Source organism: Variovorax sp. AC194 (assembly GCF_979257995.1).
In genome coordinates, this window is sequence record NZ_OZ409823.1 from 5,808,776 (window position 1) to 5,831,778 (window position 23,003).

The window sequence follows — 23,003 nt, forward strand, 5'->3', positions numbered from 1 at the left end:
ACCGCGTCATGGCGTCCTTTGTCGGGCGCCGATTCTGACTGATCACCATGGGCGCGCTTGAAGGCGCCGTGGTGCTCGGCCAAAGCACATCGAACGTTTTCATGACCCGTTTCGACGACATCCGCCTGCTGCGCATCAACTATTTGCGCGGTCCCAACCTCTGGACCTACCGTCCGGTGCTCGAAGTCTGGCTCGATCTGGGCCAACTGGAAGACTTCCCCTCCAACAAGATCGACGGTTTCACCGACCGCCTCACGGCCCTGCTCCCGGCGCTCATCGAGCACCACTGCGGCGTGGGCGAGCGCGGCGGCTTCATCCAGCGGCTGACCGAAGGCACCTGGTCGGGCCACGTGCTGGAACACGTCGTGATCGAACTTTTGAACCTGGCCGGCATGCCGACCGGATTCGGGCAAACCCGTAGCACCTCGGAGCACGGCGTCTACCGCATGGTGTTCCGGGCGCGCGACGAGCAGGTCGCCCGGGTGGCGCTGGCCGAGGGCCATCGCCTCTTGATGGCCGCGATCAACAACGACCCGTTCACCGCCGCCGAAGTGCAAAAGGCCGTCGATGCCGTCAAGGCCAAGGTCGAAGACTGCTACCTCGGCCCGAGCACCGCCGCCATCGTGGCCGCGGCCACCGACCGCGGCATCCCGCACATGCGCCTCAATAGCGGCAACCTCGTGCAACTGGGCTACGGCGCCAACCAGCAGCGCATCTGGACCGCCGAGACCGACTACACCAGCGCCATCGGCGAATCGATCGCCAGCGACAAGGAGCTGACCAAGTCCCTGCTCGCCAGCTGCGGCGTGCCCGTGCCCGAAGGCCAGATCGTCGCCAGCGCCGAAGAAGCCTGGGAAGCCACCGAGGACATCGGCCTGCCGGTGGTGGTGAAACCCTCGGACGCCAACCACGGCCGCGGCGTGTCGCTCGAGCTGACGACGCGCGAAGAAGTCATGGCCGCCTTCGCGGTCGCCGAGCCCGAAGGCAGCGACGTGATGGTCGAGCGCTTCATCCGCGGCCACGAACACCGCCTCCTGGTGGTGGGCGGCGAAGTGGTGGCGGCCGCACGCGGCGAGATCATCACCGTGACCGGCGACGGCAAGTCGAGCGTGGCCGAGCTCATCGAAAAGCAGCTCAACAGCGACCCGCGCCGCGGCGCCGAAGAGGAGTACCCGCTCGACCTGATCGTGCTGGCCACCGACGCCAAGCTGCAGCTCGAGCTCAAGCGCCAGGAACTGGACGGCGCCGCCGTGCCGGCCGCCGGCCGCGTGGTCACGATCCAGCGCAACGGCAACATGGCCAACGACTGCACCGACCAGGTCCACCCCGAAGTCGCGCACGCCGCCGTGCTGGCCGCGCGCGTCGTGGGCCTGGACATCGCGGGCATCGACCTCGTGGCGCAGGACATCTCCAAGCCGCTCGGCCCGCAGCGCGGCGCGATCGTCGAAGTCAACGCCGGCCCGGGTCTTCTCATGCACCTGAAGCCGGCCGTCGGCTCGCCGCGCCCGGTGGGCCGCGCGATCTGCGACCACCTGTTCCCCAACGACGCGCCCGGCCGCATTCCCGTGGTCGGCGTGGCCGGCTCGCAGGACACCGCGGTGCTCGCGCGCCTGGTCGCCTGGCTCATCAACCTGGGCGGGCGCCACACGGGCCTGGCCTGCCGCGACGGCCTGTTCCTGGAACGCCGCCGCGTCGATGCGCGCAACAGCGCCAACTGGGAAGCCGGCCACCGCCTGCTCGTGAACCGCGCCGTGCAGGCCGTGGTGATCGAGAACGGCGCCGAGACCATCCTGCGCGACGGCCTGGCCTACGACCGTTGCGAAGTCGGTATCGTGACCGACCTGGAAGGCGCCGAGGCACTCGCCGACTACGACATCACCGAGAGCGACCAGATGGTCAAGGTGCTGCGCACGCAGGTCGACGTGGTGCTGGGCGAAGGCACGGCCGTGCTGAACGCGGCCGATGCGCGCGTGGCCGGCCTCGCGCCGCTGTGCGACGGCGCGGTCATCCTGTATTCGGCCGACCCGCAGGCCGCCGCGCTCACCGCGCACCAGAGCACCGGCGGCAAGGCCGTGCTCGTGCGGCAGGACCGCGTGGTGCTGGCCAACGGCAGCAGCGAATCGTTCCTGCCGGGCCTGGGGCGCCTCGCGATCTGGCGCGCCACGCATGCCGGCGTGACCCTCGAAAGCCTGCTGGCCGCCGTGGCCGCCGCCTGGGCCATGGGCATTCCGCTGAACCTGATCGGCGCCGGCGTGGAGGCTTTCGAAGCCGACCTGCAGGCGGCGCTGGCTTCGCTCCAGCTGTCGCAGACCCAGCCCATTCAACCCCAATTCGCTTGAGGCCCCTGCGCCTCTCGCCAGAACGCAAGCTGTCGTAGCCCCATGAAAGTCACCCGCATCCGAGCCCTTCGCGGGCCCAATCTCTGGAGCCGCCACACCGCCATCGAGGCGGTCGTGGCCTGCGAAGGCGATGAAAACGCCATCAGCAAGCTCGCCGGTTTCGAGGCGCGCCTGCGCGCCCGCTTCCCGACCATCGGCGAGCTGCACCCGATGGTGCTGGGCCAGCCGCTGGCGCTCGCCCACGTGCTGGAGAACGCCGCCGTGGCGCTGCAGGCGCAGGCCGGCTGCGCCGTCAATTTCGGCCACACCTCGCCGACGGTGGAAGAAGGCGTCTACCAGGTCGTCTTCCAGTACAGCGAAGAGGCCGTGGGCCGCCGCGCGATCGAGCTGGCCGATGAACTGATCGCCGCGGCGCTCGCCGACACGCCCTTCGACGCCACCGCCGCCATCACCGACCTGCGCGACCTGGACGAGTCCGAGCGCCTGGGCCCGAGCACCGGCTCCATCGTCGATGCGGCCGTTGCGCGCGGCATTCCATACCGGCGCCTCACGAGCGGGAGCCTCGTGCAGTTCGGCTGGGGCTCCAAGCAGCGCCGCATCCAGGCGGCCGAAGTCGACAGCACCAGCGGCGTGGCCGAAGCCATCGCCCAGGACAAGGAGCTGACCAAGCAACTGCTCAACGCCGCCGGCGTGCCGGTGCCGCTGGGCCGCCCCGTCGCGAGCGCTGAAGACGGCTGGGTGGCGGCCGGGGAAATCGGCCTGCCGGTCGTGGTGAAGCCGCAGGACGGCAACCAGGGCAAGGGCGTCACCGTCAACATCACCACGAAGGAGCAGCTGACCTCGGCCTACGACTCGGCCGCCGTCTACGGCGAAGTGATGGTCGAGAAATTCCTGCCGGGCTTCGACTTCCGCCTGCTGGTGGTGGGCGACCGGCTCGTGGCCGCCGCGCGGCGCGATCCGCCGCAGGTGATCGGCGACGGCCAGCTCACCGTGCGCCAGCTGGTGGACACCGTGAACCTCGACCCGCGCCGCGGCGAGGGCCACGCCACTTCGCTCACCAAGATCCGCCTGGACGACATCGCCATCGGCCGGCTCGAATCGCAGGGCCTCACGCCCGACAGCGTGCCCGAGCGCGGCCAGCGCGTGGTGCTGCGCAACAACGCGAACCTCTCCACCGGCGGCACCGCCACCGACGTGACCGACACCGTGCACCCCGAAGTGGCCGCGCGCGCGGTCGATGCGGCGCAGATGGTGGGCCTGCACATCTGCGGCGTCGACATGGTCTGCGAGAACGTGCTGCGCCCGCTCGAGGAGCAGCACGGCGGCGTGGTCGAAGTGAACGCCGCGCCGGGCCTTCGCATGCACATCTCGCCCTCGTTCGGCCGCGGCCGCGCGGTCGGCGAGGCGGTCATGGACACGATGTTTTCGCACGGCGACGACGGCCGCATTCCCGTGGTCGCGGTCACCGGCACCAACGGCAAGACGACGACTGCGCGCCTCATCAATCACCTGCTCGCCTCCAGCGGCCTGCGCACCGGCATGACCAACACCGACGGCGTGTACGTCGATGGCCGGCAGACCGACAGCGGCGACTGCAGCGGCCCCAAGAGCGCGCGCAACGTGCTGATGCACCCCGACGTCGATGCGGCCGTGTTCGAAGTGGCCCGCGGCGGCGTGCTGCGCGAGGGCCTCGGTTTCGACCGCTGCCAGGTGGCCGTGGTCACCAACATCGGCAGCGGCGACCACCTGGGCTTGAACTACATCACCACCGTCGAAGACCTCGCGGTGTTGAAGCGCGTGATCGTGCGCAACGTGGCCGCCGACGGCTACGCGGTGCTCAACGCGGCCGACGTGAACGTGGCCGCGATGGCCGCCGGCTGCCCCGGCCACGTGATCTTCTTCACCGCCGACCGCATGCACCCGGTGATGGCCACGCACCGCGCGCAGGGCAAGCGCACCGTGTACGTCGACCAGGACACGCTGGTGGCCGCCGAAGGCTCGTGGCGCGAGCGCATCGCGCTGCGCGACGTGCCGATCACGCGCAACGGCACCATCGGCTTCCAGGTCGACAACGTGATGGCCTCGGTGGCCGCGGCCTGGGCCGTGGGCCTGGACTGGGACACCATCCGCAGCGGCCTGGCGAGCTTCATGAACGACGCGGCCGGCGTGCCCGGGCGCTTCAACGTCATGGACTACCGCGGCGCCACCGTGATCGCCGACTACGGCCACAACACCGACGCCATGCGCGCGCTGGTCTCGGCCGTGGACACGATGCCGGCCAACAAGCGCTCGGTGGTGATCAGCGGCGCGGGCGACCGGCGCGATTCGGACATCCGCGATCAGACGGCGATCCTCGGCGAAGCCTTCGACGACGTGATCCTGTACCAGGACGCGGCGCAAAGGGGCCGTGCCGACGGCGAGGTGATGGCGCTGCTGCGCCAGGGCCTGCAGGGCGCGGCGCGCACGCGCCAGATCGACGAAATCCGCGGCGAATTCGTGGCGATCGATGCAGCGCTGGCCCGCCTGCAGCCGGGCGACCTGTCTCTGATCCTCGTCGACCAGGTCGAGGAAGCGCTCGCTCACTTGGCGCAACGCATCGCAGCAGGCTGAGACCCGGGTTGACGGACGTGTCCCACAAACAGGGGCGCGTCCGGCCCGCCCGGTGAACGGGGCTGTCCCACACGGCCCGGCCCCCGACGGGCACCACACTGTGGCTCCGGTCGCGCACCTCCTGGTCCTGGAGGACGCGCCCCAACCAGGAGCCCGCATGACAACAACAGTTCGTTCCCTTCTTTCCGCCACGGCCCTCTTCGCCGCCAGCGGCTTCATCGTCTTCGGCGCACAGACGGCCAGCGCACAGGCGCCCGGGTCCAGCGTCCGCATGCAGCAAGAACGTGCGACCTGCGACGGCGTGCAGCAAGACCGCGCGGCGTGCCTGCGCGAAGCCGGTGCCGCGAAGCAGGAAGCCGGCCGCGCCGGTCTCACCACGCCGAGCCCGGCGCGAGGCCAGGTCAATTCGCTGGCACGCTGCGCCGAGCAGCCCGCGGCCGACCAGGCCGAATGCGAAGCCCGCATCAAGGGCGGCGCCCGCACCACCACCGAAGGCAGCGTGATGGGCGGCGGCGTCATTCGCGAAACCGTGACGCCTTTGCCCGCGCAGCCTGCGCCGGCACGTTGATTTGCTGACTGACTACGCCAAGGAGCACATCATGAAAAGCAATACCCGTTCGATCGTCCTCGCCCTGCTCGCCGTTGGCGGCATGGCCAGCGCCACCCTGGCCACCGCGCAAAGCGGCCGCGGCGGCATCTACCAGCAAGAGCTTTCGGTCTGCGGCCACAACCAGCAAGACCGCGCGGCCTGCATCCGCGAAGCCGGCGCCGCCCGCCAGGAAGCCGCACGTGGCGGCCTGACCGGCGCGCCGGACTACCGCGCCAACGCGCTCGCACGCTGCGGCCTTCAGCAGTCGCCCGGTGACCGCAGGGACTGCGAAGCCCGCGTGCTCGGCGGCGCGGGCAACACCAGCGCCAGCGTCGAAGGCAGCGTGATGGGCGGCGGCGTGATCCGCGAATCGGTCACCACCGTCGTGATGCCTGCGCCGATGCCGATGCCGATGCCGATGCCTGCGGAGCGCGCACCGGCGCCGATCCTGGTGCCGATGCCCGCGGAGCGGGTGCCCGCCCCGATGATGCCGCCACCGCGTCCTGCACCGATGCCGGCCCCTCTGCGCTGATTGCGAAGGCTCCGCCGCCCGTCCTGCACGGCGGGACGGCGATGCCCTTGCTTGTCACACGACTGTCATAAAACACACAGTCGTGCTAGCTATAGTTCTCGGTCCCTGCCCACCGAGGAACTCTTTCCCATGAATGCCATCAAGGTCGCTCGCCGATTCATAGAAACGGACCCGGCCAACGAATCGGCCAAGATCCTGGCCCAGCTCGTGTTGGCCCTGGAGTCCGAACGCAGCTTCGAGCTGGTCACCCTCTACAGCCTGGACTACAAGAGCTTCGAGCTCGCCATGGACATCCTGAAGGAATGGCGCCTGGACCGCTACTACGCCAGCAAGTCCAAGCTGTTCGACCTGTCCCTGCAAGTCACCGAACTCGAAAAAAGCTGAGCGCGGACGCGTCGCTCAGACCAGCATCCCGCCCGACACCTCGATGCGCTGGGCATTCACCCAGCGACTCCCCTCCCCGAGCAAGCCCGCGATCGCACCGCCGATGTCGTCGGGCTTGCCCGCGCGTCCGAGCGCGGTGAAGCCCGCGACCATCGCGTTCACCTGCGCGTTGTCGCGCACCATGCCGCCGCTGAAGTCGGTCTCGATCGCGCCCGGTGCGATCGTGTTCGCCGCGATGCCGCGTTTGCCCAGTTCCTTGGCGAGATAGCGCGTCAGCACTTCCACGGCGCCCTTCATCGCGGCATAGGCCGAAGCGCCCTCCATGGCGAAGCGCGTGAGCCCCGTCGACACGTTGACGATGCGCCCACCGTCGTTGATCAGCGGCAGCAGCTTCTGCGTGAGGAAGTACGTGCCCTTGAAGTGGATGTTGTAGAGCGTGTCGAACTGCGCTTCGGTCATGTCCTCGAAGTTCACGTGCAGGCCGACGCCCGCGTTGTTCACCAGGAAGTCGAAGCGCTCGCGCTGCCAGGTGGCCGCGAGCGCCGCCTTCACCGATTCGGCGAACGCGGCGAAGGCCTTGCTGTCGCCGACGTCCAGTTGCAGCGCGACGGCGCGGCGCCCTTTCGCCTCGATCTCCGACACCACCGCCCGCGCGCTGGCTTCGTTCGACACGTAGGTCAGGATCACATCGACGCCATCGGCGGCGAGCGACAGCGCGGCGCTGCGGCCCAGGCCCCGGCTGCCGCCGGTGATGAGTGCGATGCGGGACGGGTTGGAGGTGGTGGAAGCGGTCATTTCAAAGTCCTCGGTGGTGGATCGGTGGATCGATGGGAGGACTTTAAAAATTACCGGCAGAAAGATAAATTCCGCCAAACTAGGCACACTGTTATCCAGGAACGAAACAATCCGCCGTCATGACCACCGACGAACTGCGCATCTTCTCCAAGGTGGCCGAGCTCGCCAGCTTCAGCCGCGCCGCGGACCAGCTCGGCCTGACCCGCGCGCGCGTCTCGGTGGCCGTGCAGCAACTCGAAGAGCGCCTGGGCACGCGGCTCCTGCAGCGCACCACGCGCAGCGTGCGCCTCACGGAAGACGGCGCGCGCTTCCTCGACCGCTGCAAGGACTACCTGGCCGAAGGCGAGCAGCTGGCCACCATGTTCCGTTCGAACACCGGCGGCCTCACGGGGCGCCTGCGCATCGACCTGCCGGCCACCGTGGCGCGCGACCTCGTCATTCCGCGCCTGCCCGAATTCCTCGCGCGGCATCCCGCGCTGGAGATCGGCATCAGCACCACCGACCGCCGCGTCGATCTCGTGAACGAAGGCTTCGACTGCGTGCTGCGCGTGGGCGTGCTGGGCGATTCCGAACTGGTCGCGCGGCCGCTCGGTTTCATGCGCATGGCCAATGCCGCCAGCCCCGCCTACCTGCAGGCGCACGGCACGCCGCAGACGCTGGCCGACCTCGCGCAGCACCGCATCGTGCACTTCGCGCAGACGCTCTCGCCGAACGACGCGGGCTGGGAATACTTCGACGCGGCCCAGGGCCGCTACCGGATGCAGGCGATGCGCTCCATCGTCACGGTGAACGGCACCGACGCCTACAACGCCGCGGCGATCGCGGGCCTCGGGCTGATCCAGGCGCCGGTCGGCGGCCTCGCGCCCTGCTTTGCGGAAGGCTCGCTCGTGCAGGTGATGCCGGCGTTCACCGCGCGCCCGATGCCGGTGTCGCTGGTGTACGTCAACCGGCGCCAGCTCGCGCCGCGCGTGCTCGCGGTGATGAACTGGCTCGCCGGACTCCTCGCGCCCTACTTCGTCGAGGACAGCAACTTGACTATTTCCCCCAGCGCAGCACCAGCGGATCGAGTCGCTTCGCCGTCTCGATCAGCCCGGCGCGCGTCGCGGGGTGCATCGCCGGCAGCGGATGCCGCGGCGCCTCGCAAGCGATCACGCCGCCCTCCTTCATGAGCGACTTGCAGGCCAGGAGGCCCGCCTGCCGGTTCTCGTAGTTGATGAGCGGCAGCCACTGCTGGTACAGCGCGAAGGCCTTGTCGCGGTCGCCCGCGCGGTGCGCCTCGATGATCGGGCGGATGCCGTCGGGATAGCCGCCGCCGGTCATCGAACCAGTCGCGCCGGCGTCGAGGTCGGGCATCAGCGTGATGGCCTCTTCGCCATCCCACGGGCCTTCGATGGCGTCACCGCCGAGGCGAATCAATTCACGCAGTTTCGCCGCCGCGTTCGCGGTCTCGATCTTGAAATACGCGACGTGCTCGATCTCCTTGGCCATGCGCGCGAGGAACGGCGCCGACAGCACCGTGCCGCTCGCGGGCGCGTCCTGGACCATGATCGGAATGCCCACCGCATCCGAGAGCCGCGCATAGAACTCGTGGATCTGCGGCTCCGGCACGCGGAAGGTCGCGCCGTGGTACGGCGGCATCACCATCAGCATCGCGGCGCCCATGTCCTGCGCGCGGCGGCTGCGCTCGGCGCAGACCTTGGTGCTGTAGTGCGTGGTGGTCACGATCACCGGCACCCGGCCGTTCACATGTTCGAGCATCGTGCGCGTGAGCACTTCGCGCTCCTCGTCCGACAGCACGAACTGCTCCGAGAAATTCGCGAGGATGCAGAGGCCATCGGAGCCCGCGTCGATCATGAAATCGACGCAGCGCTTCTGGCTTTCCAGGTCGAGCGCGCCCTGTTCGGTGAAGGTGGTCGGCACCACCGGGAAGATGCCGCGGTATCTGGGGGTCATGGTCTGTGATTCAGTGTGAATGGCGGGGAACGGCGGCGCCTCTGCAGCCCACCAGGAAGTCGAAGTCGCAGCCTTCATCGGCCTGCAGCACGTGGTTCACATAGAGCTTCTGGTAACCACCGCCGCGCGTGCTCATCGGCTGCGCATCGGATGCGGACAACGACGCGAGGCGCGATGCGAGCTCTTCATCGCTGATGTCCAGGTGCAGGCGCCCCGCATCGCAATCGAGCTCGATCCAGTCGCCATCGCGCACGGCCGCGAGCGGCCCGCCGTCGGCAGCCTCGGGCGCGACATGCAGCACCACCGTGCCGTACGCCGTGCCGCTCATGCGTGCGTCCGAAATCCGCACCATGTCTTTCACGCCCTGGCGCAGCAGCTTCGGCGGCAGCCCCATGTTGCCCACCTCGGCCATGCCGGGATAGCCCTTGGGGCCGCAGTTCTTGAGCACCATCACCGAGCTCGCATCGATGTCCAACGACTCGTCGACGATGCGCTCCTTGTAGTGCTCCAGGTTCTCGAACACCACGGCGCGGCCGCGGTGCTTGAGCAGTTCGGGCGATGCGGCCGAAGGCTTGAGCACCGCGCCGCGCGGCGAGAGATTGCCGCGCAGGATGCGGATGCCGCCGTCGGCGATCAGCGGCTTGTCGAGCGGACGGATCACCTCGTCGTTCAAGCTTGGCGCCTCACGCACGTTGTCCCAGATCGAGTGGCCGTTGACCGTGAGCGCACCCGGATGCGGCAGCAGGCCGTTCTCGCCGAGGCGGCGCAGCACCGCGGGCAGCCCACCCGCGTAATAGAACTCTTCCATCAGGAAGCGCCCCGAGGGCATCAGGTCCACGATGGTCGGCGTGTGGCTGCCGATGCGCGTCCAGTCTTCCAGTTCGAGATCGACGCCGATGCGGCCGGCGATCGCCTTCAGGTGGATCACCGCGTTGGTCGACCCGCCGATCGCCGCGTTCACGCGGATCGCGTTCTCGAACGCCTCGCGCGTGAGGATCTTCGAGAGCGTGAGCCCCTCCTTGGCCATCTGCACCGCGCGCATGCCCGACATCTGCGCGAGCACGTAGCGCCGCGCATCGACCGCCGGAATTGCCGCGTTGTGCGGCAGCGAGGTGCCCAGCGCCTCGGCCATGCAGGCCATCGTCGAGGCGGTGCCCATCGTGTTGCAGGTGCCCGCCGAACGCGACATGCCGCCCTCGGCAGAGAGGAACTGGTGCAGGTTGATCTCGCCCGCCTTCAGCGATTCGTGCAGCTGCCACACGGCCGTGCCCGAGCCGATGTCCTTGCCGTCGAGCTTGCCGTTGAGCATCGGCCCGCCCGTCACCACGATGGCGGGAATGTCGCAGCTCGCCGCGCCCATCAGGAGCGCCGGTGTGGTCTTGTCGCAGCCCGTGAGCAGTACCACCGCATCGACCGGGTTGCCGCGGATGGCCTCTTCCACGTCCATGCTCGCAAGATTGCGCGTGAGCATCGCGGTCGGCCGCAGGTTCGACTCGCCGTTGGAGAACACCGGAAACTCCACCGGAAAACCACCCGCCTCCGAGATGCCGCGCTTCACATGCTCCGCGATCTTGCGAAAGTGCGCGTTGCACGGCGTGAGCTCCGACCAGGTGTTGCAGATGCCCACGATCGGCCGGCCGTCGAACTCGTGGTCCGGAATGCCCTGGTTCTTCATCCAGCTGCGGTACATGAAGCCGTTCTTGTCGGCCGAGCCGAACCATTCGGTCGAGCGCAGTTTCTTCGGAGGGGTGTCCGGCATGCGAGAAATATCCTGAGAGAAAAAAAAGAAAAGAGCGTCAGCGCCGCGGTGCGCGCGAGGTGAAGAAGCGCTGCAGCAGGCAGAACACGAAGAGCAGCGCGCCCACGACGATGCGCGTCCACCACGAGCTCAGCGTGCCGTCGAAGGAAATCAGCGTCTGGATGATCCCGAGCATCAGCACGCCGAAGAGCGTGCCCGCCACGTAGCCCACGCCGCCGGTGAGCAGCGTGCCGCCGATCACCACCGCCGCGATCGCGTCGAGCTCCAGCCCGAGCGCATGCAGGCCGTAGCCCGAGAGCATGTAGAAGGTGAAGATCACGCCCGCGAGCGCCGAGCAGAAACCCGAGAGCGTGTACACGCCCACGAGCGTGCGGCGCACCGGCAGGCCCATCAGCATGGCCGAGTGCTCGCTGCCGCCGATGGCGTACACCGCGCGGCCGAAGGGCGTGCAGTGCGCGATGAACACCGCGGCCAGCAGCACCACGATGGCGATCACCGCGCTGATCGAGACCGAGGCCTCGCCCCAGATCGGAATGCGGATCTGCGAGACCTCCGAATAGAACGCGTTGGTGATGCTGATCGAGTCGATGCTGATGAGATAGCAGAGACCGCGCGCGAGAAACATGCCCGCGAGCGTGACGATGAACGGCTGCAGCCGGAAGCGCTCGATGAGCAGTCCCATGAACGCGCCGAAGGCAGTGCCCATCAACAGCACCAGCGGAATCACGATCGCCGGGCTCCACCCGTGCTTCTCGACCAGCGAGGCCGACACCATCGTCGTGAGCGCGATCACCGAGCCCACCGACAGGTCGATGCCGCCCGAGAGAATCACGAAGGTCATGCCGACCGCGACGACGATCAGGAAGGCGTTGTCGATCAGCAGGTTGAGGAACACCTGCGCCGAGAAGAACCCGTCGTAGAACACCGAGCCCAGCGTCGCCATCAGCATGAACAGCGAGATGGTTGCGGTCAGCGGCAGGTACTTCGGATTGAGCCCCCTCTTGCCCCCTCTCCCGTGCGCGGGAGAGGGCTGGGGTGAGGGTGCAGCGTTCGTCTCGATCACCGCGCTCATGCCCGTCCCCCTTCATGCGCCGGCCGCTGCACCAGCGACCGCACCTGCGCCCTGAACTCCGGCGACTGCAGCAGCATCACCACGAACACCACCACCGCCTTCACCACGAGATTGATCTCGGGCGGCACGCCCAGCGAATAGATCGCATAGGTCAGCGTCTGGATGATGAGCGCGCCGATCACGCTGCCCATGAGGCTGAAGCGTCCGCCGGTCAGCGCCGTGCCGCCCAGCGTGACCGCGAGGATCGCATCGAGCTCCAGCAACTGGCCCGCGTTGTTGCCGTCCGCGCTCTTCACGTTCGAGCTGATCAGGAGGCCCGCCACACCGGCGCAAGCACCGCAGAACGCATACGCGCCAACCACAAGCCGCCGCGCCTGGATGCCCGCGACACGCGCAGCCGTCGGGTTGATGCCCACCGCCTGGATGAAGAGCCCGAGCGCCGTGCGCGTGATCGCGAGATACAGCAACACGAACACCGTCGCCACGATGAACAGCGAGAACGGCAGCCCCAGCAGATAGCCGCTGCCGAGGAAGAAGAAGGGCTTGTAGTAGATCGTGATGATCTGCCCGTCCGCGACGAGCTGCGCGATGCCGCGCCCCGCCACCATGAGGATCAGCGTCGCGATGATCGGCTGCATGCCGACCTTGGCGACCAGCAACCCGTTCCAGAGGCCGCACAGCAGTGCAACACCGATGGCCGCGAGGATCGCCAGCGACATCGGGAAGCGGCTCACGTCGCTGGAGACCGAGCCGCCGATCATCCAGGCCGCGACCGCCGCCGCAATCGCCACCACCGCGCCCACCGAGATGTCGATGCCGCGCGTGGCGATCACCAGCGTCATGCCGAGCGAGACCAGCACCAGCGGCGCCGCGCGGTTCAGGATGTCGATGAGGCTGCCGTAGAGGTGGCCGTCCCGCCATTCGAGGTGCAGGAAGCTCCCATTGAACGCGGTGTTGATCGCGAGCAGGAGCAGCAGCGTGACGATGGGCCAGGCGAGGCGGTGGCTCATGAGGGACGAGAGGCGGTTCATGTCGGCGTGCTCTCGATGCGGGAGACACCGCGGAACCGGCTTTGCCGGGCCGCAGGTGTCGCCCCCGGAAGGGGGTTGGCGAAGCGACACGAAGTGCGCGAAGACTGGGGGAGAGTCATGTTGCAGCGATCATTTCGTAGACCTCGTCCTCGGTCGAACCGCCCGGCAGTTCGCCCACCTTCTGCCGGTCGCGCAGCACCACGATGCGGTGCGCAACGCGCACCACCTCGCTCATCTCCGACGAGATGAAGATCACCGCCATGCCCGCGCGCGCGAGCCGCAGGATCTCTTCCATGATCTCCTGCTTGGCCGCGACGTCGATGCCGCGCGTGGGCTCGTCCAGGATCAGGAGGCGCGGCTCGGTCGCGAGCCAGCGCGCGATCATGGCCTTCTGCTGGTTGCCGCCCGAGAGGAGGCCAATGGGCGTTTCGACGCTCGCCGTCTTGATGCCCAGCGACGCGACGAAGCGCTCGGCCATCGCGGTCTGCTCCGCGTGCGAAAGAAATTTCCGCGTGCCGAGCCGGGCCTGCAATGCGAGCGCGATGTTCTCGCGCACCGACAGCTCGGCCACGATGCCATCGGTCTTGCGTTCTTCGGGGCACAGCGCGAGACCTTCGCGAATCGCATCGGCCGGGTTCGAGAAGCTGACGGCGCGGCCATCGACCTTCAACACACCACGGTCCGGCGATTCGAGCCCGAACAGCAGGCGCGCAAGCTCGGTGCGCCCCGCGCCCAAGAGCCCCGCGATGCCGACGACTTCGCCGGCACGCACGCGCAGATCGGTCGCCTGCAACTGCCCCGCCTGGCCCAGTCCTTCGGTCTGCAGCAAGGCGGGCGCGGCTTCATCGAACGCCGGCAGTGCCGCAGGCCGCGCGGATTGGGCCGCCAATTCGCGCCCCAGCATCGCGGCGATCAACGCCTGCGGGCCGAGGTCCGCAGCCTTCCATTCGCCCACCCAGTTGCCGTTGCGCAGCACCGTGATGCGGTCCGACACCGCGTACATCTGATTGAGAAAGTGCGTCACGAAAACGATCGCGAGCCCTTCGCCGCGCAACCGCCGAAGCACCTCGAACAGCTTCTCGACTTCGTCGTCATCGAGGCTCGATGTGGGCTCATCGAGGATCAACACCTTCGACGACACACCGAGCGCCCGCGCGATCGCCACCATCTGCTGCACCGCGACCGAGTAGCTCGACAGCAGGCGCGTCACGTCGATGTCGAGCCCGATGCGCGCGAGCAATTCCTCCGCCCGGCGATTCACCGCCGCCCAGTCGATGCGAAAGCCCTGCAGCGCGCCGCAGCGCGGATAACGCCCCGCGAACACGTTCTCCGCCACCGAGAGGTTCGGGCACAGGTTCACTTCCTGGTAGACCGTGCTGATGCCCAGCTTCTGCGCCTCCAGCGGCGAGCCGGGCCGGATGGCCTGGCCACCCAGGAACATCTCGCCGCCGCTCGAAGGCAGCACGCCCGTCAGCACCTTGATGAGCGTGGACTTGCCCGCGCCGTTCTGCCCCATCAGCGCATGGACCTCGCCCGGGTAGAGCTTCAGCTGCACGTCGTTGAGCACGGAGATGCCGCCGAACTGCTTGTGGATGCCCCGCAGTTCCAGCACGGGGGTGACGCTGCTGCCGGTCATGCGTTCACTTGTTCTTGTTGTAGACGTCGATGAACACCGCCGCCAGCAACACCAGCCCCTTGATGACCTGCTGGTAGTCGATGCCGATCCCCAGGATCGACATGCCGTTGTTCATCACGCCCATGATGAAGGCGCCGATCACCGCGCCCATCACCCGGCCCACGCCGCCCGAGGCCGAGGCGCCGCCGATGAAGCAGGCCGCGATCACGTCGAGCTCGAAGCCCAGGCCCGCCTTGGGCGTGGCCGTGTTCAGCCGCGCCGCGAACACGAGGCCCGCCAATGCGGCCAGCGCGCCCATGTTCACGAAGGTGAGGAACGCGAGCCGCTGCGTCTTCACGCCCGACAACCGCGCCGCTTTCTCGTTGCCGCCGAGCGCATAGATGCGCCGGCCGATGGTCGTGCGGTTGGTGACGAAGTCGTACACCACGATCAGCACCGCCATCACCACCAGCACGTTGGGCAGGCCCTTGTAGGTGGAGAGCAGGTAGCTGAAGAACAGGATGATCGCCGCGAAGAACAGGTTCTTCACGAGGAAGAAGGCATAGGGCTCCTGCTCCATGCCGTGCGCCTTGAGCTTCGCGCGCCCGCGCAGCTTGAAGAACACCAGCGCCGCGGCCGCGAGCACGCCCACGACCAGCGAGGTGGTGCGCAAGGTGTCTCCGCCGAGCGGATCGGGAATGAAGCCCGAGCTCAGCCGCTGGAACTCCACCGGAAACGGCCCCACCGACTGCCCCGCCAGCAGCGCCAGCGTGAGCCCCTTGAACACCAGCATGCCCGCGAGCGTGACGATGAACGAGGGGATTTTGCGGAACGCGACGAACCAGCCCTGCGCGGCGCCGATGACCGCGCCGGCCGCGATGCTCACGATGGCGGTGGGCACGAAGTGCCATTCGTACTCCACCATCAGCACCGCCGCGAGCGCGCCGATGAAGCCGCACACCGAGCCCACCGACAGGTCGATGTGCCCCGCCACGATCACCAGCAGCATGCCCAGCGCCATGATGACGACATAGCTGTTCTGCAACAGCAGGTTGGTGAGGTTGAGCGGCCTGAGGAGCGTGCCGTCGGTCAGCACCTGGAACAGCACCATGATCGCGACCAGCGAGATCAGCATGCCGTACTCGCGCAGGTTGTTCTTCAGGAAGCCCACGTGGAGCTTCGGAGCAACGACAGGAGCGGCGCCTTGCACCGCGTTCGCTTCAGGCTGCGACATGGACAGAGCTCCCTGCGCTCACGATGGCATGCATGATGCGCTCCTGCGACGCCTCGGCCGCCGTGAACTCGGCCACGAAGCGCCCCTCGTTCATCACGTAGATGCGGTCGCACATGCCCAGCAGCTCGGGCAGTTCGGAAGAAATCATGAGAATGCCTTTGCCCTCGCTCGCGAGCTGGTCGATGATGGTGTAGATCTCGTACTTGGCGCCCACATCGATGCCGCGCGTGGGTTCGTCCAGGATCAGCAGTTCGGGCTTGGTGAAGAGCCACTTGCTCAGCACCACCTTCTGCTGGTTGCCGCCCGACAGGTTGACCACCAGTTGCTCGACCCCCGAGCAGCGGATGTTCAGCGCCTTCCTGTAGTCGTTGGCCACCTTGAACTCGCGGCCGTCGTCGATCACCGTTCGTTCGGAGATCGCATCGAGGTTCGCGAGGCTGATGTTCTTGCGGATGCCTTCTTCCAGCACCAGCCCGAGGCCCTTGCGGTCCTCGGTGACGTAGGCGATGCCGTGGTCGATGGCCTTGCGCACGGTGCTCACGTCCACGGGCTTGCCGTGCATGTGCACCGAGCCGCTGATGCGCTGGCCGTAGGACTTGCCGAACACGCTCATCGCCAGTTCGGTGCGGCCCGCGCCCATGAGGCCCGCGATGCCGACGATCTCGCCCTGGCGCACATGCAGGTTCACGCCCTTGATCTGCTCGCGGTCGGCGTGCAGCGCGTGGTGCACGCGCCAGTCGCGCACCTCCAGCACCGTCTCGCCGATCTTCGGCGAGCGCTGCGGGTAGCGGTGCTCCATGTCGCGGCCGACCATGCCGCGGATGATGCGGTCTTCGCTGATCGGGTCGCTGCGGCAATCGATGGTTTCCACCGTCGCGCCATCGCGCAGCACGGTGATCGAATCGGCCACCTTGGCGATCTCGTTGAGCTTGTGCGAGATGAGGATCGAGGCGATACCCTGGCGCTTCAATTCGAGCAGCAGCATCAGCAGCGCATCGCTGTCGTTCTCGTTCAGGCTCGCGGTGGGCTCGTCGAGGATCAGCAGCTTCACCTCTTTCGCGAGCGCCTTGGCGATTTCCACCAGCTGCTGCTTGCCCACGCCCAGGTCGGTCACGAGCGTGGTGGGCAGTTCCTTCAGGCCCACCTTCGCCAGCAGCTCGCCCGTCTTCGCATAGGCGGCGAACCAGTCGATCACGCCGCCGGTGGCGATCTCGTTGCCGAGAAACAGGTTCTCTGCAATCGAGAGCAGCGGCACCAGCGCGAGCTCCTGGTGGATGATGATGATGCCCAGCTTCTCGCTGTCGGCAATGCCCTTGAAGCGGCGCAGCTCGCCTTCGAAATGGATCTCCCCGGTGTACGAGTCGCACGGGTAGACGCCGCTCAGGACCTTCATGAGCGTCGACTTGCCCGCGCCGTTCTCGCCGACCACCGCGTGGATCTCCCCCGCGCGCACGGCGAGGTTGACGTTGCTCAGGGCCTTCACGCCCGGAAACGTCTTGGTGATCCCGCGCATCGCGAGGATCGTGCGCGCGTCTGCTGCACTCGCCATGCTCACTTGACCTGGCTTTCCTTGTAGTAGCCGCTGTCCACCAGCACCTGCTTCCAGTTCGAGGCGTCCACGCTCACGGGCTTGAGCAGGTAGGAGGGCACGACCTTGATGCCGTTGTTGTAGGTCTTGGTGTCGTTCACCTCGGGTGTCTTGCCCGAGAGCATGGCGTCGACCATCGCGACCGTCACCTTGGCCAGCTCGCGCGTGTCCTTGAACACGGTGGAGGTCTGCTCCTTGCGAAGGATCGACTTGACCGAAGGCACCTCGGCGTCCTGCCCCGAGACGATGGGCATCGCCTGCGAACCCGAGCCGTAGCCCACGCCCTTGAGAGACGAAAGAATGCCGATGGAAAGGCCGTCGTACGGCGACAGCACCGCATCGACGCGGTCCTTGGTGTAGTAGGCCGACAGCAGGTTGTCCATGCGCGCCTGCGCCACCGCGCCGTCCCAGCGCAGCGTGCCGACCTTGTCCATGCCCATCTGCTTGCTGCGCACCACCAGCTTGCCGCTGTCGATGTAGGGCTTGAGCACCGAGAGCGCCCCGTTGTAGAAGAAGAAGGCGTTGTTGTCGTCGGGCGAGCCGCCGAAGAGCTCGATGTTGAACGGGCCCTTGCCGCTCTTCAGGCCCAACGCGGCCTCGATCGATTGCGCCTGCAGCACGCCCACCTGGAAGTTGTCGAAGGTGGCGTAGTAGTCCACGTTCTTCGAACCCTTGATGAGCCGGTCGTACGCGATGACCTTCACGCCCTTGTCGGCCGCCTTCTGCAGCACGTCAGAAAGCGTGGTGCCGTCGATGGCCGCGATCACCAGCACCTTGGAGCCCTTGGTCACCATGTTCTCGATCTGCGCGAGCTGGTTGGGGATGTCGTCGTCCGCGTACTGCAGGTCGGTCTTGTAGCCCTTGTCCTTGAAGTACTTGACCATGTTCGCGCCGTCGGCGATCCAGCGCGCCGACGACTTGGTGGGCATCGAGATGGCGATCAGGCCCTTGTCCTGCGCATTCGCGAGCGGCGTGAAGCCGACGACGGCGAAGGCCAGGCCCGCTAGGGAGGCCTTGAGGAATTTGCGTTTCATTGGAGGTGCTCTTCTCAATATTTGCGGTTCGGGAATTCCTTGGCGGCCACTTCCATCGGGAAGATGCCTTCTTCGGTGACGATGCGCTTGGGCAGCGTCTTGCCGGCCTTGATGTCCTTCACGGCCTGCATGAGCTGCGGCCCGAGCAGCGGGCTGCACTCCACAGACACGTTCAGCTTGCCGGCGATCATGGCTTCGAAGGCGCCCTTCACCCCGTCGATGGAGATGATGGTGATGTCCTTGGCGGGCTTCAGGCCCGCCTCTTCGATCGCCTGGATCGCGCCGATGGCCATGTCGTCGTTGTGCGCGTAGAGCACATTGATCTTCTTGCCCTCGGCCTTCAGAAACGCTTCCATCACTTCCTTGCCCTTGGCGCGCGTGAAGTCACCGGTCTGCGAGCGGATGATCTTGAACTTCGGGTCGGCCTTGATGATTTCCTCGAAGCCCTTCTTGCGGTCGATGGCCGGTGCCGAGCCCACGGTGCCTTGCAGCTCGACGATGTTCACCTCGCCCTTCTGGTCCTTCATCTTCTCGGTGAGCCAGCGGCCGGCCTTGCGGCCTTCCTCGGTGAAGTCCGAGCCCATGAAAGTCACGTAGAGCGTGTCGTCCTTGGTGTTGACCGAGCGGTCGGTCAGCACCACCGGAATCTTGGCGGCCTTGGCTTCGCGCAGCACGGTTTCCCAGCCCGACTCGACCACCGGCGAGAACGCGATCACATCGACCTTCTGCGCGATGTACGAGCGGATCGCCTTGATCTGGTTCTCCTGCTTTTGCTGCGCGTCGGAGAACTTGAGCTCGATGCCCGCCTCCTTGGCCGAGGACTTGATCGACTCGGTGTTGGCGGTGCGCCATTCGCTCTCGGCGCCCACCTGCGCGAAACCGAGCACGAGTTTCTTCTGCGCGAACGCGGAGGCGGGCAGCAGGCTGCCCAGGGACGCTGCGACGAGCGCGATGTTGAGGGTGCGGCGATTCATGGTCATGGCTGTCTCCTTCTTGATGAGTCTGTGGTTGTGTTGTCGTACGCGATTGAAAAGCCGAACGGTCAGGCCAGCATGTAGCCGGTCTTGACCGTCGTGTAGAACTCCGCGGCGTGGCGCCCTTGTTCGCGCGGCCCGTAGCCCGACCCCTTGCGGCCGCCGAAGGGCACGTGGAAATCCACCCCCGCGGTCGGCAGATTGACCATCGTCATGCCGACCACGGCATGGCGTCTGAAATGCATCGCGTGCTTGAGCGAGTTGGTGCAGATGCCCGCGCAGAGACCGAAGGGCGTGTCGTTGCACAGCGCCAGCGCCTGGTCGTAGTCGTCGGCGCGCAGCACGCAGGCCAGCGGCCCGAAGATCTCTTCGCGCGCGATGCGGTGCGACGGCTTGGCCAGGAACAGCGCGGGGCTCATGTAGTGGCCGGGCGTCGAACGCGCGAGCGCCTCGCCGCCCCACACATGCTCCGCTCCCTCTTCGCGCGCGATGTCGACCCAGGCGAGGTTCATCGCCAGGCGCTCCTCGTTGGCCACCGGGCCGATGTCGATGCCGCGCTCCAGCGCGTGGCCGATCTTCAGTGTCTTCAGGCGCTGGCGCAGCTTGGCCACGAAGGCGTCGTGCACCGCGGCCTCGACGATGAGCCGGCTCGATGCGGTGCAGCGCTGGCCCGTGGAGAAATACGCGCCCTGCACCGCGCAGTCGACCGCGCGGTCCAGGTCCGCATCGGCCAGCACCACGAGCGCGTTCTTGCCGCCGGTCTCCAGCTGCACCTTGGCGCGGCGCGTGGCCGCGGCCTGCAGCACGCGCTCGCCGTTGGCGGCCGAGCCGGTGAAGCTGAGCGCATCGACCAGCGCGCTGTCGACCAGCGCCTGGCCCACTTCGCGGCCGCTGCCCATCACGAGGTTGAAGGCGCCCGCCGGCAAACCGGCGCGGCTGATGATTTCGGCCAGCGCCCCACCGCAGGCCGGCACCAGCTCGGCCGGCTTGAACACCACGCTGTTGCCATGGGCGAGCGCCGGCGCGATCTTCCAGGCGGGAACGAGGAAGGGCGCGTTCCACGGCGTGATGAGGCCCACCACGCCGACCGGTTCGCGCGTCACATCGACCTGCACGCCCGCGCGCACCGAGGCGACGTTCTCGCCGCCGCCGCCACGCAGTGCTTCACCGGCGAAGAACTTGAAGACCTGCCCCGCGCGCGCCGTCTCGGCCACGGCTTCGGGCAGTGTCTTGCCCTCTTCGCGCGCCAGCAGGAGGCCCAGCTCGTCCTTGCGCGCGATGAGCTCTGCACCGATGCGATCGAGCACGTCGGCGCGGCGCTGCGGGGTGCTGTGGCTCCAGTGCGGAAAGGCCTCGGTGGCCGCGCGGATGGCGGTCTCGGCCTGGCGGCGGTCGGCGCGTGCGTACTCGGCCACCACCTCGCCGGTGTCCGACGGATTGGCGCTCACACCGGTGGTCGCGCTGGTTTCCCAGCGGCCGTTGATGTACTGCCGCACGTTCTGATGGATCTCGCCGTGGATCACGAAGGCGCCGACCTTGTCTCTTTGTTTGAATTGGCCAGAGTCTAGGAACAGAATTGATATCGATCCAATCGTTTTTTCGACAAAATGCATATCGATCACCGGATTCTGGAAAACCCGAGCAGCCCTTAGTTCCTACAGGCCATGACCAATTACAACCACTGGTTTATTCGCGCGCGGCTCAAGACGCGGCAGCTGCTTTTGCTGGTCGCGCTGGCCGAGGAAGGCAACATCCACCGCGCGGCGCAGGTGCTCAACATGACGCAGCCGGCCGCCTCCAAGCTGCTCAAGGACCTGGAAGACGTGCTGGAGGTGCCGCTCTTCGACCGCCTGCCGCGCGGCATGCGGCCCACCTGGTACGGCGAGACGATGATCCGCCACGCCCGCGTCGCGCTCGCGAGCCTGAACCAGGCGCATGACGAGCTCACCGCGCTCAAGGCCGGCCGCTTCGGCCAGGTGAGCGTGGGCGCCATCACCGCGCCGGGGCTGGCGCTGCTGCCGCCGGCCGTCGCGATGGTCAAGCGCGAGCAGCCGGACCTGCGCGTGTCACTGGAAATCGAAACCAGCCCGGTGCTGATCGAACGGCTGGAGCAGGGCAAGCTCGACATCCTCGTGGCGCGGCTCTTCGCCGAGCACGACAAGTCGCAACTGCGCTACGAGGCGCTGAGCGAGGAGCCGGTGTGCGCGCTGGTGCGGCCGGGCCATCCGATGCTCGGCGAGAGCGGCCTCACGCTGCGCGACGTGGTCGGCGCGGGCTGGATCGTGCCGCCCGCGGGCAGCGTGCTGCGCCACCGCTTCGAGCTGATGTTCCAGGAGGAAGGGCTCGCGCCGCCGACCAACACCATCGAGAGCTCGGCGCTGCTCTTCATCACGCGGATGCTGCAGCAGAGCGACATGGTGGCCGTGCTCGCGACCGACGTGGCGCGCTACTACGCGGCGCACGGCATCGTGTCGCTGCTGCCGCTGGACATGCCCTGCCACATGGACCAGTTCGGCATCATCACGCGCACCGACCGGCTGCTGTCGCCCGCGGCGCGCGTGATGATGAAGGCCCTCAAGACCGCCAGCATGAGCGTCTACGGACGCAAGCTGGAGATGGACTGATCAGGTCCAGCCCGCGTCCACCGTGAACTCTTGCGCGGTGCACATCTTCGCGTCGTCGGACGCGAGAAACAGCACCATGCGCGCGATGTCTTCCGGCATCAGCTTGTCGGGCAGGCACTGGTTGCGCTTGAGCGCCTGCTCGCCCTCTTCGTCGAGCCACAGCTTCACCTGCCGCTCGGTCATCACCCAGCCGGGCGACACCGTGTTGATGCGGATGCGATCCTTGCCCAGATCGACCGCGAGGCCGCGCGTGAGGCCGTTCACCGACGACTTCGCGATCGCATAGCAGGGGTAGCCCGAGCCCTTGGTCTGCCAGCCGGTCGAGCCAAGGTTCACCACCGAACCGAAGCCCAGGCGCTTCATGCCCGGCACCACGGATTGAATCGCGAACAGCGCCGGCCGCTCGTTGATCGCCATGCGGTTGTCGTAGTAATCCGGTGTGACCGATTCGAGCGTGTGGCGGTCGTCGCTCGCCACGTTGTTGACCAGCACAGCGAAGTCGCCGAACTCGGCGGCCGCATCGGCGATGGCGCCTTGCAGCGCGCCGATGTCGCGCACGTCGCAGGCGCGCCACCATGGCGCGTCGTGGCCGTCTGCGACGATCTGCTGCGCGAGCGCGGCGCTGGCGCTCTCGGCGATGTCGACGAACGCCACCCGCGCGCCCTGCGCGGCAAAGGCGGCGACGATGGCCGCGCCGATGCCGCTGCCGCCGCCGGTGACGAACACGGTGCGGCCTTTCAGGCTCGGATGGATCGAGAGTTGGGGGGAATTCAAGAAGGGTCTCCAGTGGGATGGCAAAGTGACATTGCAAAATGCATATCGATCTATTCCATATTGTTTGATTTCAAATATCAATATGCCTTGATACGA

At 67.3% G+C, this 23,003-nt stretch carries 18 protein-coding genes and 1 pseudogene; 7 read left to right on the forward strand and 12 right to left on the reverse strand.

Going from position 1 to position 23,003, the window contains the following annotated elements; translation table 11 throughout:
* Window positions 1-101 precede the first annotated feature (101 nt).
* From ACZYRS_RS27560 to ACZYRS_RS27580, 5 genes are all read left to right on the forward strand, one after another.
* A complete protein-coding gene (locus tag ACZYRS_RS27560) occupies window positions 102-2,339 on the forward strand; it encodes a cyanophycin synthetase (RefSeq protein WP_463421748.1) in 2,238 nt (745 codons plus the stop codon).
* Between the two features lie 42 nt (window positions 2,340-2,381).
* Window positions 2,382-4,949, forward strand: a complete 2,568-nt coding sequence (gene cphA / locus ACZYRS_RS27565; RefSeq protein ID WP_198787888.1) for a cyanophycin synthetase — start codon at window positions 2,382-2,384, stop codon at window positions 4,947-4,949.
* A 157-nt stretch (window positions 4,950-5,106) separates the two neighbouring features.
* A complete protein-coding gene (locus ACZYRS_RS27570; RefSeq protein WP_093439454.1) occupies window positions 5,107-5,517 on the forward strand; it encodes a hypothetical protein in 411 nt (136 codons plus the stop codon).
* 31 nt (window positions 5,518-5,548) lie between these two features.
* Window positions 5,549-6,070, forward strand: coding sequence for a hypothetical protein (locus ACZYRS_RS27575; RefSeq protein ID WP_463421749.1), 522 nt, complete (start codon window positions 5,549-5,551; stop codon window positions 6,068-6,070).
* Window positions 6,071-6,199: 129 nt separating this feature from the next.
* A complete protein-coding gene (locus ACZYRS_RS27580) occupies window positions 6,200-6,454 on the forward strand; it encodes a hypothetical protein (RefSeq protein ID WP_042580210.1) in 255 nt (84 codons plus the stop codon).
* A 15-nt stretch (window positions 6,455-6,469) separates the two neighbouring features.
* On the opposite strand, the gene ACZYRS_RS27585 is transcribed toward ACZYRS_RS27580, so the two are convergent.
* On the reverse strand, window positions 6,470-7,249 hold the full coding sequence (locus tag ACZYRS_RS27585) for an SDR family NAD(P)-dependent oxidoreductase (protein ID WP_463421750.1): 780 nt from the start codon (window positions 7,247-7,249) through the stop codon (window positions 6,470-6,472).
* Window positions 7,250-7,368: 119 nt separating this feature from the next.
* Between ACZYRS_RS27585 and ACZYRS_RS27590 the strand changes: the two are divergent.
* Window positions 7,369-8,232, forward strand: a pseudogene (locus tag ACZYRS_RS27590) (LysR family transcriptional regulator); the annotation flags it as partial.
* A gap of 52 nt (window positions 8,233-8,284) precedes the next feature.
* Here ACZYRS_RS27590 and ACZYRS_RS27595 read toward each other — a convergent pair.
* From ACZYRS_RS27595 to ACZYRS_RS27640, 10 genes are all read right to left on the reverse strand, one after another.
* Window positions 8,285-9,202 carry a dihydrodipicolinate synthase family protein gene (locus ACZYRS_RS27595; protein WP_198787891.1) on the reverse strand — a complete coding sequence of 306 codons (918 nt, stop codon included), beginning with the start codon at window positions 9,200-9,202 and terminating at the stop codon, window positions 8,285-8,287.
* Window positions 9,203-9,212: 10 nt separating this feature from the next.
* On the reverse strand, window positions 9,213-10,961 hold the full coding sequence (locus tag ACZYRS_RS27600; protein WP_198787892.1) for an IlvD/Edd family dehydratase: 1,749 nt from the start codon (window positions 10,959-10,961) through the stop codon (window positions 9,213-9,215).
* A gap of 37 nt (window positions 10,962-10,998) precedes the next feature.
* Window positions 10,999-12,033: a galactofuranose ABC transporter, permease protein YjfF gene (gene yjfF / locus ACZYRS_RS27605; protein ID WP_463421751.1), complete on the reverse strand. Its 1,035-nt coding sequence runs from the start codon at window positions 12,031-12,033 to the stop codon at window positions 10,999-11,001.
* A complete protein-coding gene (locus ACZYRS_RS27610) occupies window positions 12,030-13,064 on the reverse strand; it encodes an ABC transporter permease (RefSeq protein ID WP_463421752.1) in 1,035 nt (344 codons plus the stop codon). The genes yjfF and ACZYRS_RS27610 overlap by 4 nt, the downstream gene beginning before the upstream one ends.
* Window positions 13,065-13,179: 115 nt before the next feature.
* A complete protein-coding gene (locus ACZYRS_RS27615; RefSeq protein ID WP_463421753.1) occupies window positions 13,180-14,700 on the reverse strand; it encodes a sugar ABC transporter ATP-binding protein in 1,521 nt (506 codons plus the stop codon).
* Window positions 14,701-14,704: 4 nt separating this feature from the next.
* Window positions 14,705-15,913: a multiple monosaccharide ABC transporter permease gene (gene mmsB, locus ACZYRS_RS27620; protein WP_463421754.1), complete on the reverse strand. Its 1,209-nt coding sequence runs from the start codon at window positions 15,911-15,913 to the stop codon at window positions 14,705-14,707.
* Complete coding sequence (gene mmsA, locus ACZYRS_RS27625; RefSeq protein WP_463421755.1) at window positions 15,900-17,462, reverse strand: multiple monosaccharide ABC transporter ATP-binding protein; 1,563 nt, start codon at window positions 17,460-17,462, stop codon at window positions 15,900-15,902. The genes mmsB and mmsA overlap by 14 nt, the downstream gene beginning before the upstream one ends.
* A gap of 2 nt (window positions 17,463-17,464) precedes the next feature.
* Window positions 17,465-18,535: a multiple monosaccharide ABC transporter substrate-binding protein gene (gene chvE, locus ACZYRS_RS27630; protein WP_463421756.1), complete on the reverse strand. Its 1,071-nt coding sequence runs from the start codon at window positions 18,533-18,535 to the stop codon at window positions 17,465-17,467.
* A 14-nt stretch (window positions 18,536-18,549) separates the two neighbouring features.
* Complete coding sequence (locus tag ACZYRS_RS27635) at window positions 18,550-19,515, reverse strand: ABC transporter substrate-binding protein (protein ID WP_463421757.1); 966 nt, start codon at window positions 19,513-19,515, stop codon at window positions 18,550-18,552.
* A gap of 62 nt (window positions 19,516-19,577) precedes the next feature.
* Window positions 19,578-21,032: an aldehyde dehydrogenase family protein gene (locus ACZYRS_RS27640; RefSeq protein WP_463421758.1), complete on the reverse strand. Its 1,455-nt coding sequence runs from the start codon at window positions 21,030-21,032 to the stop codon at window positions 19,578-19,580.
* A gap of 141 nt (window positions 21,033-21,173) precedes the next feature.
* Here ACZYRS_RS27640 and ACZYRS_RS27645 point away from each other — a divergent pair, with 141 nt between their 5' ends.
* A complete protein-coding gene (locus ACZYRS_RS27645) occupies window positions 21,174-22,133 on the forward strand; it encodes a LysR family transcriptional regulator (protein ID WP_463421759.1) in 960 nt (319 codons plus the stop codon).
* On the opposite strand, the gene ACZYRS_RS27650 is transcribed toward ACZYRS_RS27645, so the two are convergent.
* Complete coding sequence (locus ACZYRS_RS27650; protein ID WP_463421760.1) at window positions 22,134-22,907, reverse strand: SDR family NAD(P)-dependent oxidoreductase; 774 nt, start codon at window positions 22,905-22,907, stop codon at window positions 22,134-22,136.
* Window positions 22,908-23,003: the final 96 nt, after the last annotated feature.

What these genes read in the sequence shown, in the direction of transcription:
- ACZYRS_RS27560 (WP_463421748.1), top strand. Translation starts at nt 102, where the DNA reads ATGACCCGTTTCGACGACATCCGCCTGCTGCGCATCAACTATTTGCGC.
- cphA (WP_198787888.1), top strand. Translation starts at nt 2,382, where the DNA reads ATGAAAGTCACCCGCATCCGAGCCCTTCGCGGGCCCAATCTCTGGAGC.
- ACZYRS_RS27570 (WP_093439454.1), top strand. Translation starts at nt 5,107, where the DNA reads ATGACAACAACAGTTCGTTCCCTTCTTTCCGCCACGGCCCTCTTCGCC.
- ACZYRS_RS27575 (WP_463421749.1), top strand. Translation starts at nt 5,549, where the DNA reads ATGAAAAGCAATACCCGTTCGATCGTCCTCGCCCTGCTCGCCGTTGGC.
- ACZYRS_RS27580 (WP_042580210.1), top strand. Translation starts at nt 6,200, where the DNA reads ATGAATGCCATCAAGGTCGCTCGCCGATTCATAGAAACGGACCCGGCC.
- ACZYRS_RS27585 (WP_463421750.1), bottom strand. Translation starts at nt 7,249, where the DNA reads ATGACCGCTTCCACCACCTCCAACCCGTCCCGCATCGCACTCATCACC.
- ACZYRS_RS27595 (WP_198787891.1), bottom strand. Translation starts at nt 9,202, where the DNA reads ATGACCCCCAGATACCGCGGCATCTTCCCGGTGGTGCCGACCACCTTC.
- ACZYRS_RS27600 (WP_198787892.1), bottom strand. Translation starts at nt 10,961, where the DNA reads ATGCCGGACACCCCTCCGAAGAAACTGCGCTCGACCGAATGGTTCGGC.
- yjfF (WP_463421751.1), bottom strand. Translation starts at nt 12,033, where the DNA reads ATGAGCGCGGTGATCGAGACGAACGCTGCACCCTCACCCCAGCCCTCT.
- ACZYRS_RS27610 (WP_463421752.1), bottom strand. Translation starts at nt 13,064, where the DNA reads ATGAACCGCCTCTCGTCCCTCATGAGCCACCGCCTCGCCTGGCCCATC.
- ACZYRS_RS27615 (WP_463421753.1), bottom strand. Translation starts at nt 14,700, where the DNA reads ATGACCGGCAGCAGCGTCACCCCCGTGCTGGAACTGCGGGGCATCCAC.
- mmsB (WP_463421754.1), bottom strand. Translation starts at nt 15,913, where the DNA reads ATGTCGCAGCCTGAAGCGAACGCGGTGCAAGGCGCCGCTCCTGTCGTT.
- mmsA (WP_463421755.1), bottom strand. Translation starts at nt 17,462, where the DNA reads ATGGCGAGTGCAGCAGACGCGCGCACGATCCTCGCGATGCGCGGGATC.
- chvE (WP_463421756.1), bottom strand. Translation starts at nt 18,535, where the DNA reads ATGAAACGCAAATTCCTCAAGGCCTCCCTAGCGGGCCTGGCCTTCGCC.
- ACZYRS_RS27635 (WP_463421757.1), bottom strand. Translation starts at nt 19,515, where the DNA reads ATGACCATGAATCGCCGCACCCTCAACATCGCGCTCGTCGCAGCGTCC.
- ACZYRS_RS27645 (WP_463421759.1), top strand. Translation starts at nt 21,174, where the DNA reads ATGACCAATTACAACCACTGGTTTATTCGCGCGCGGCTCAAGACGCGG.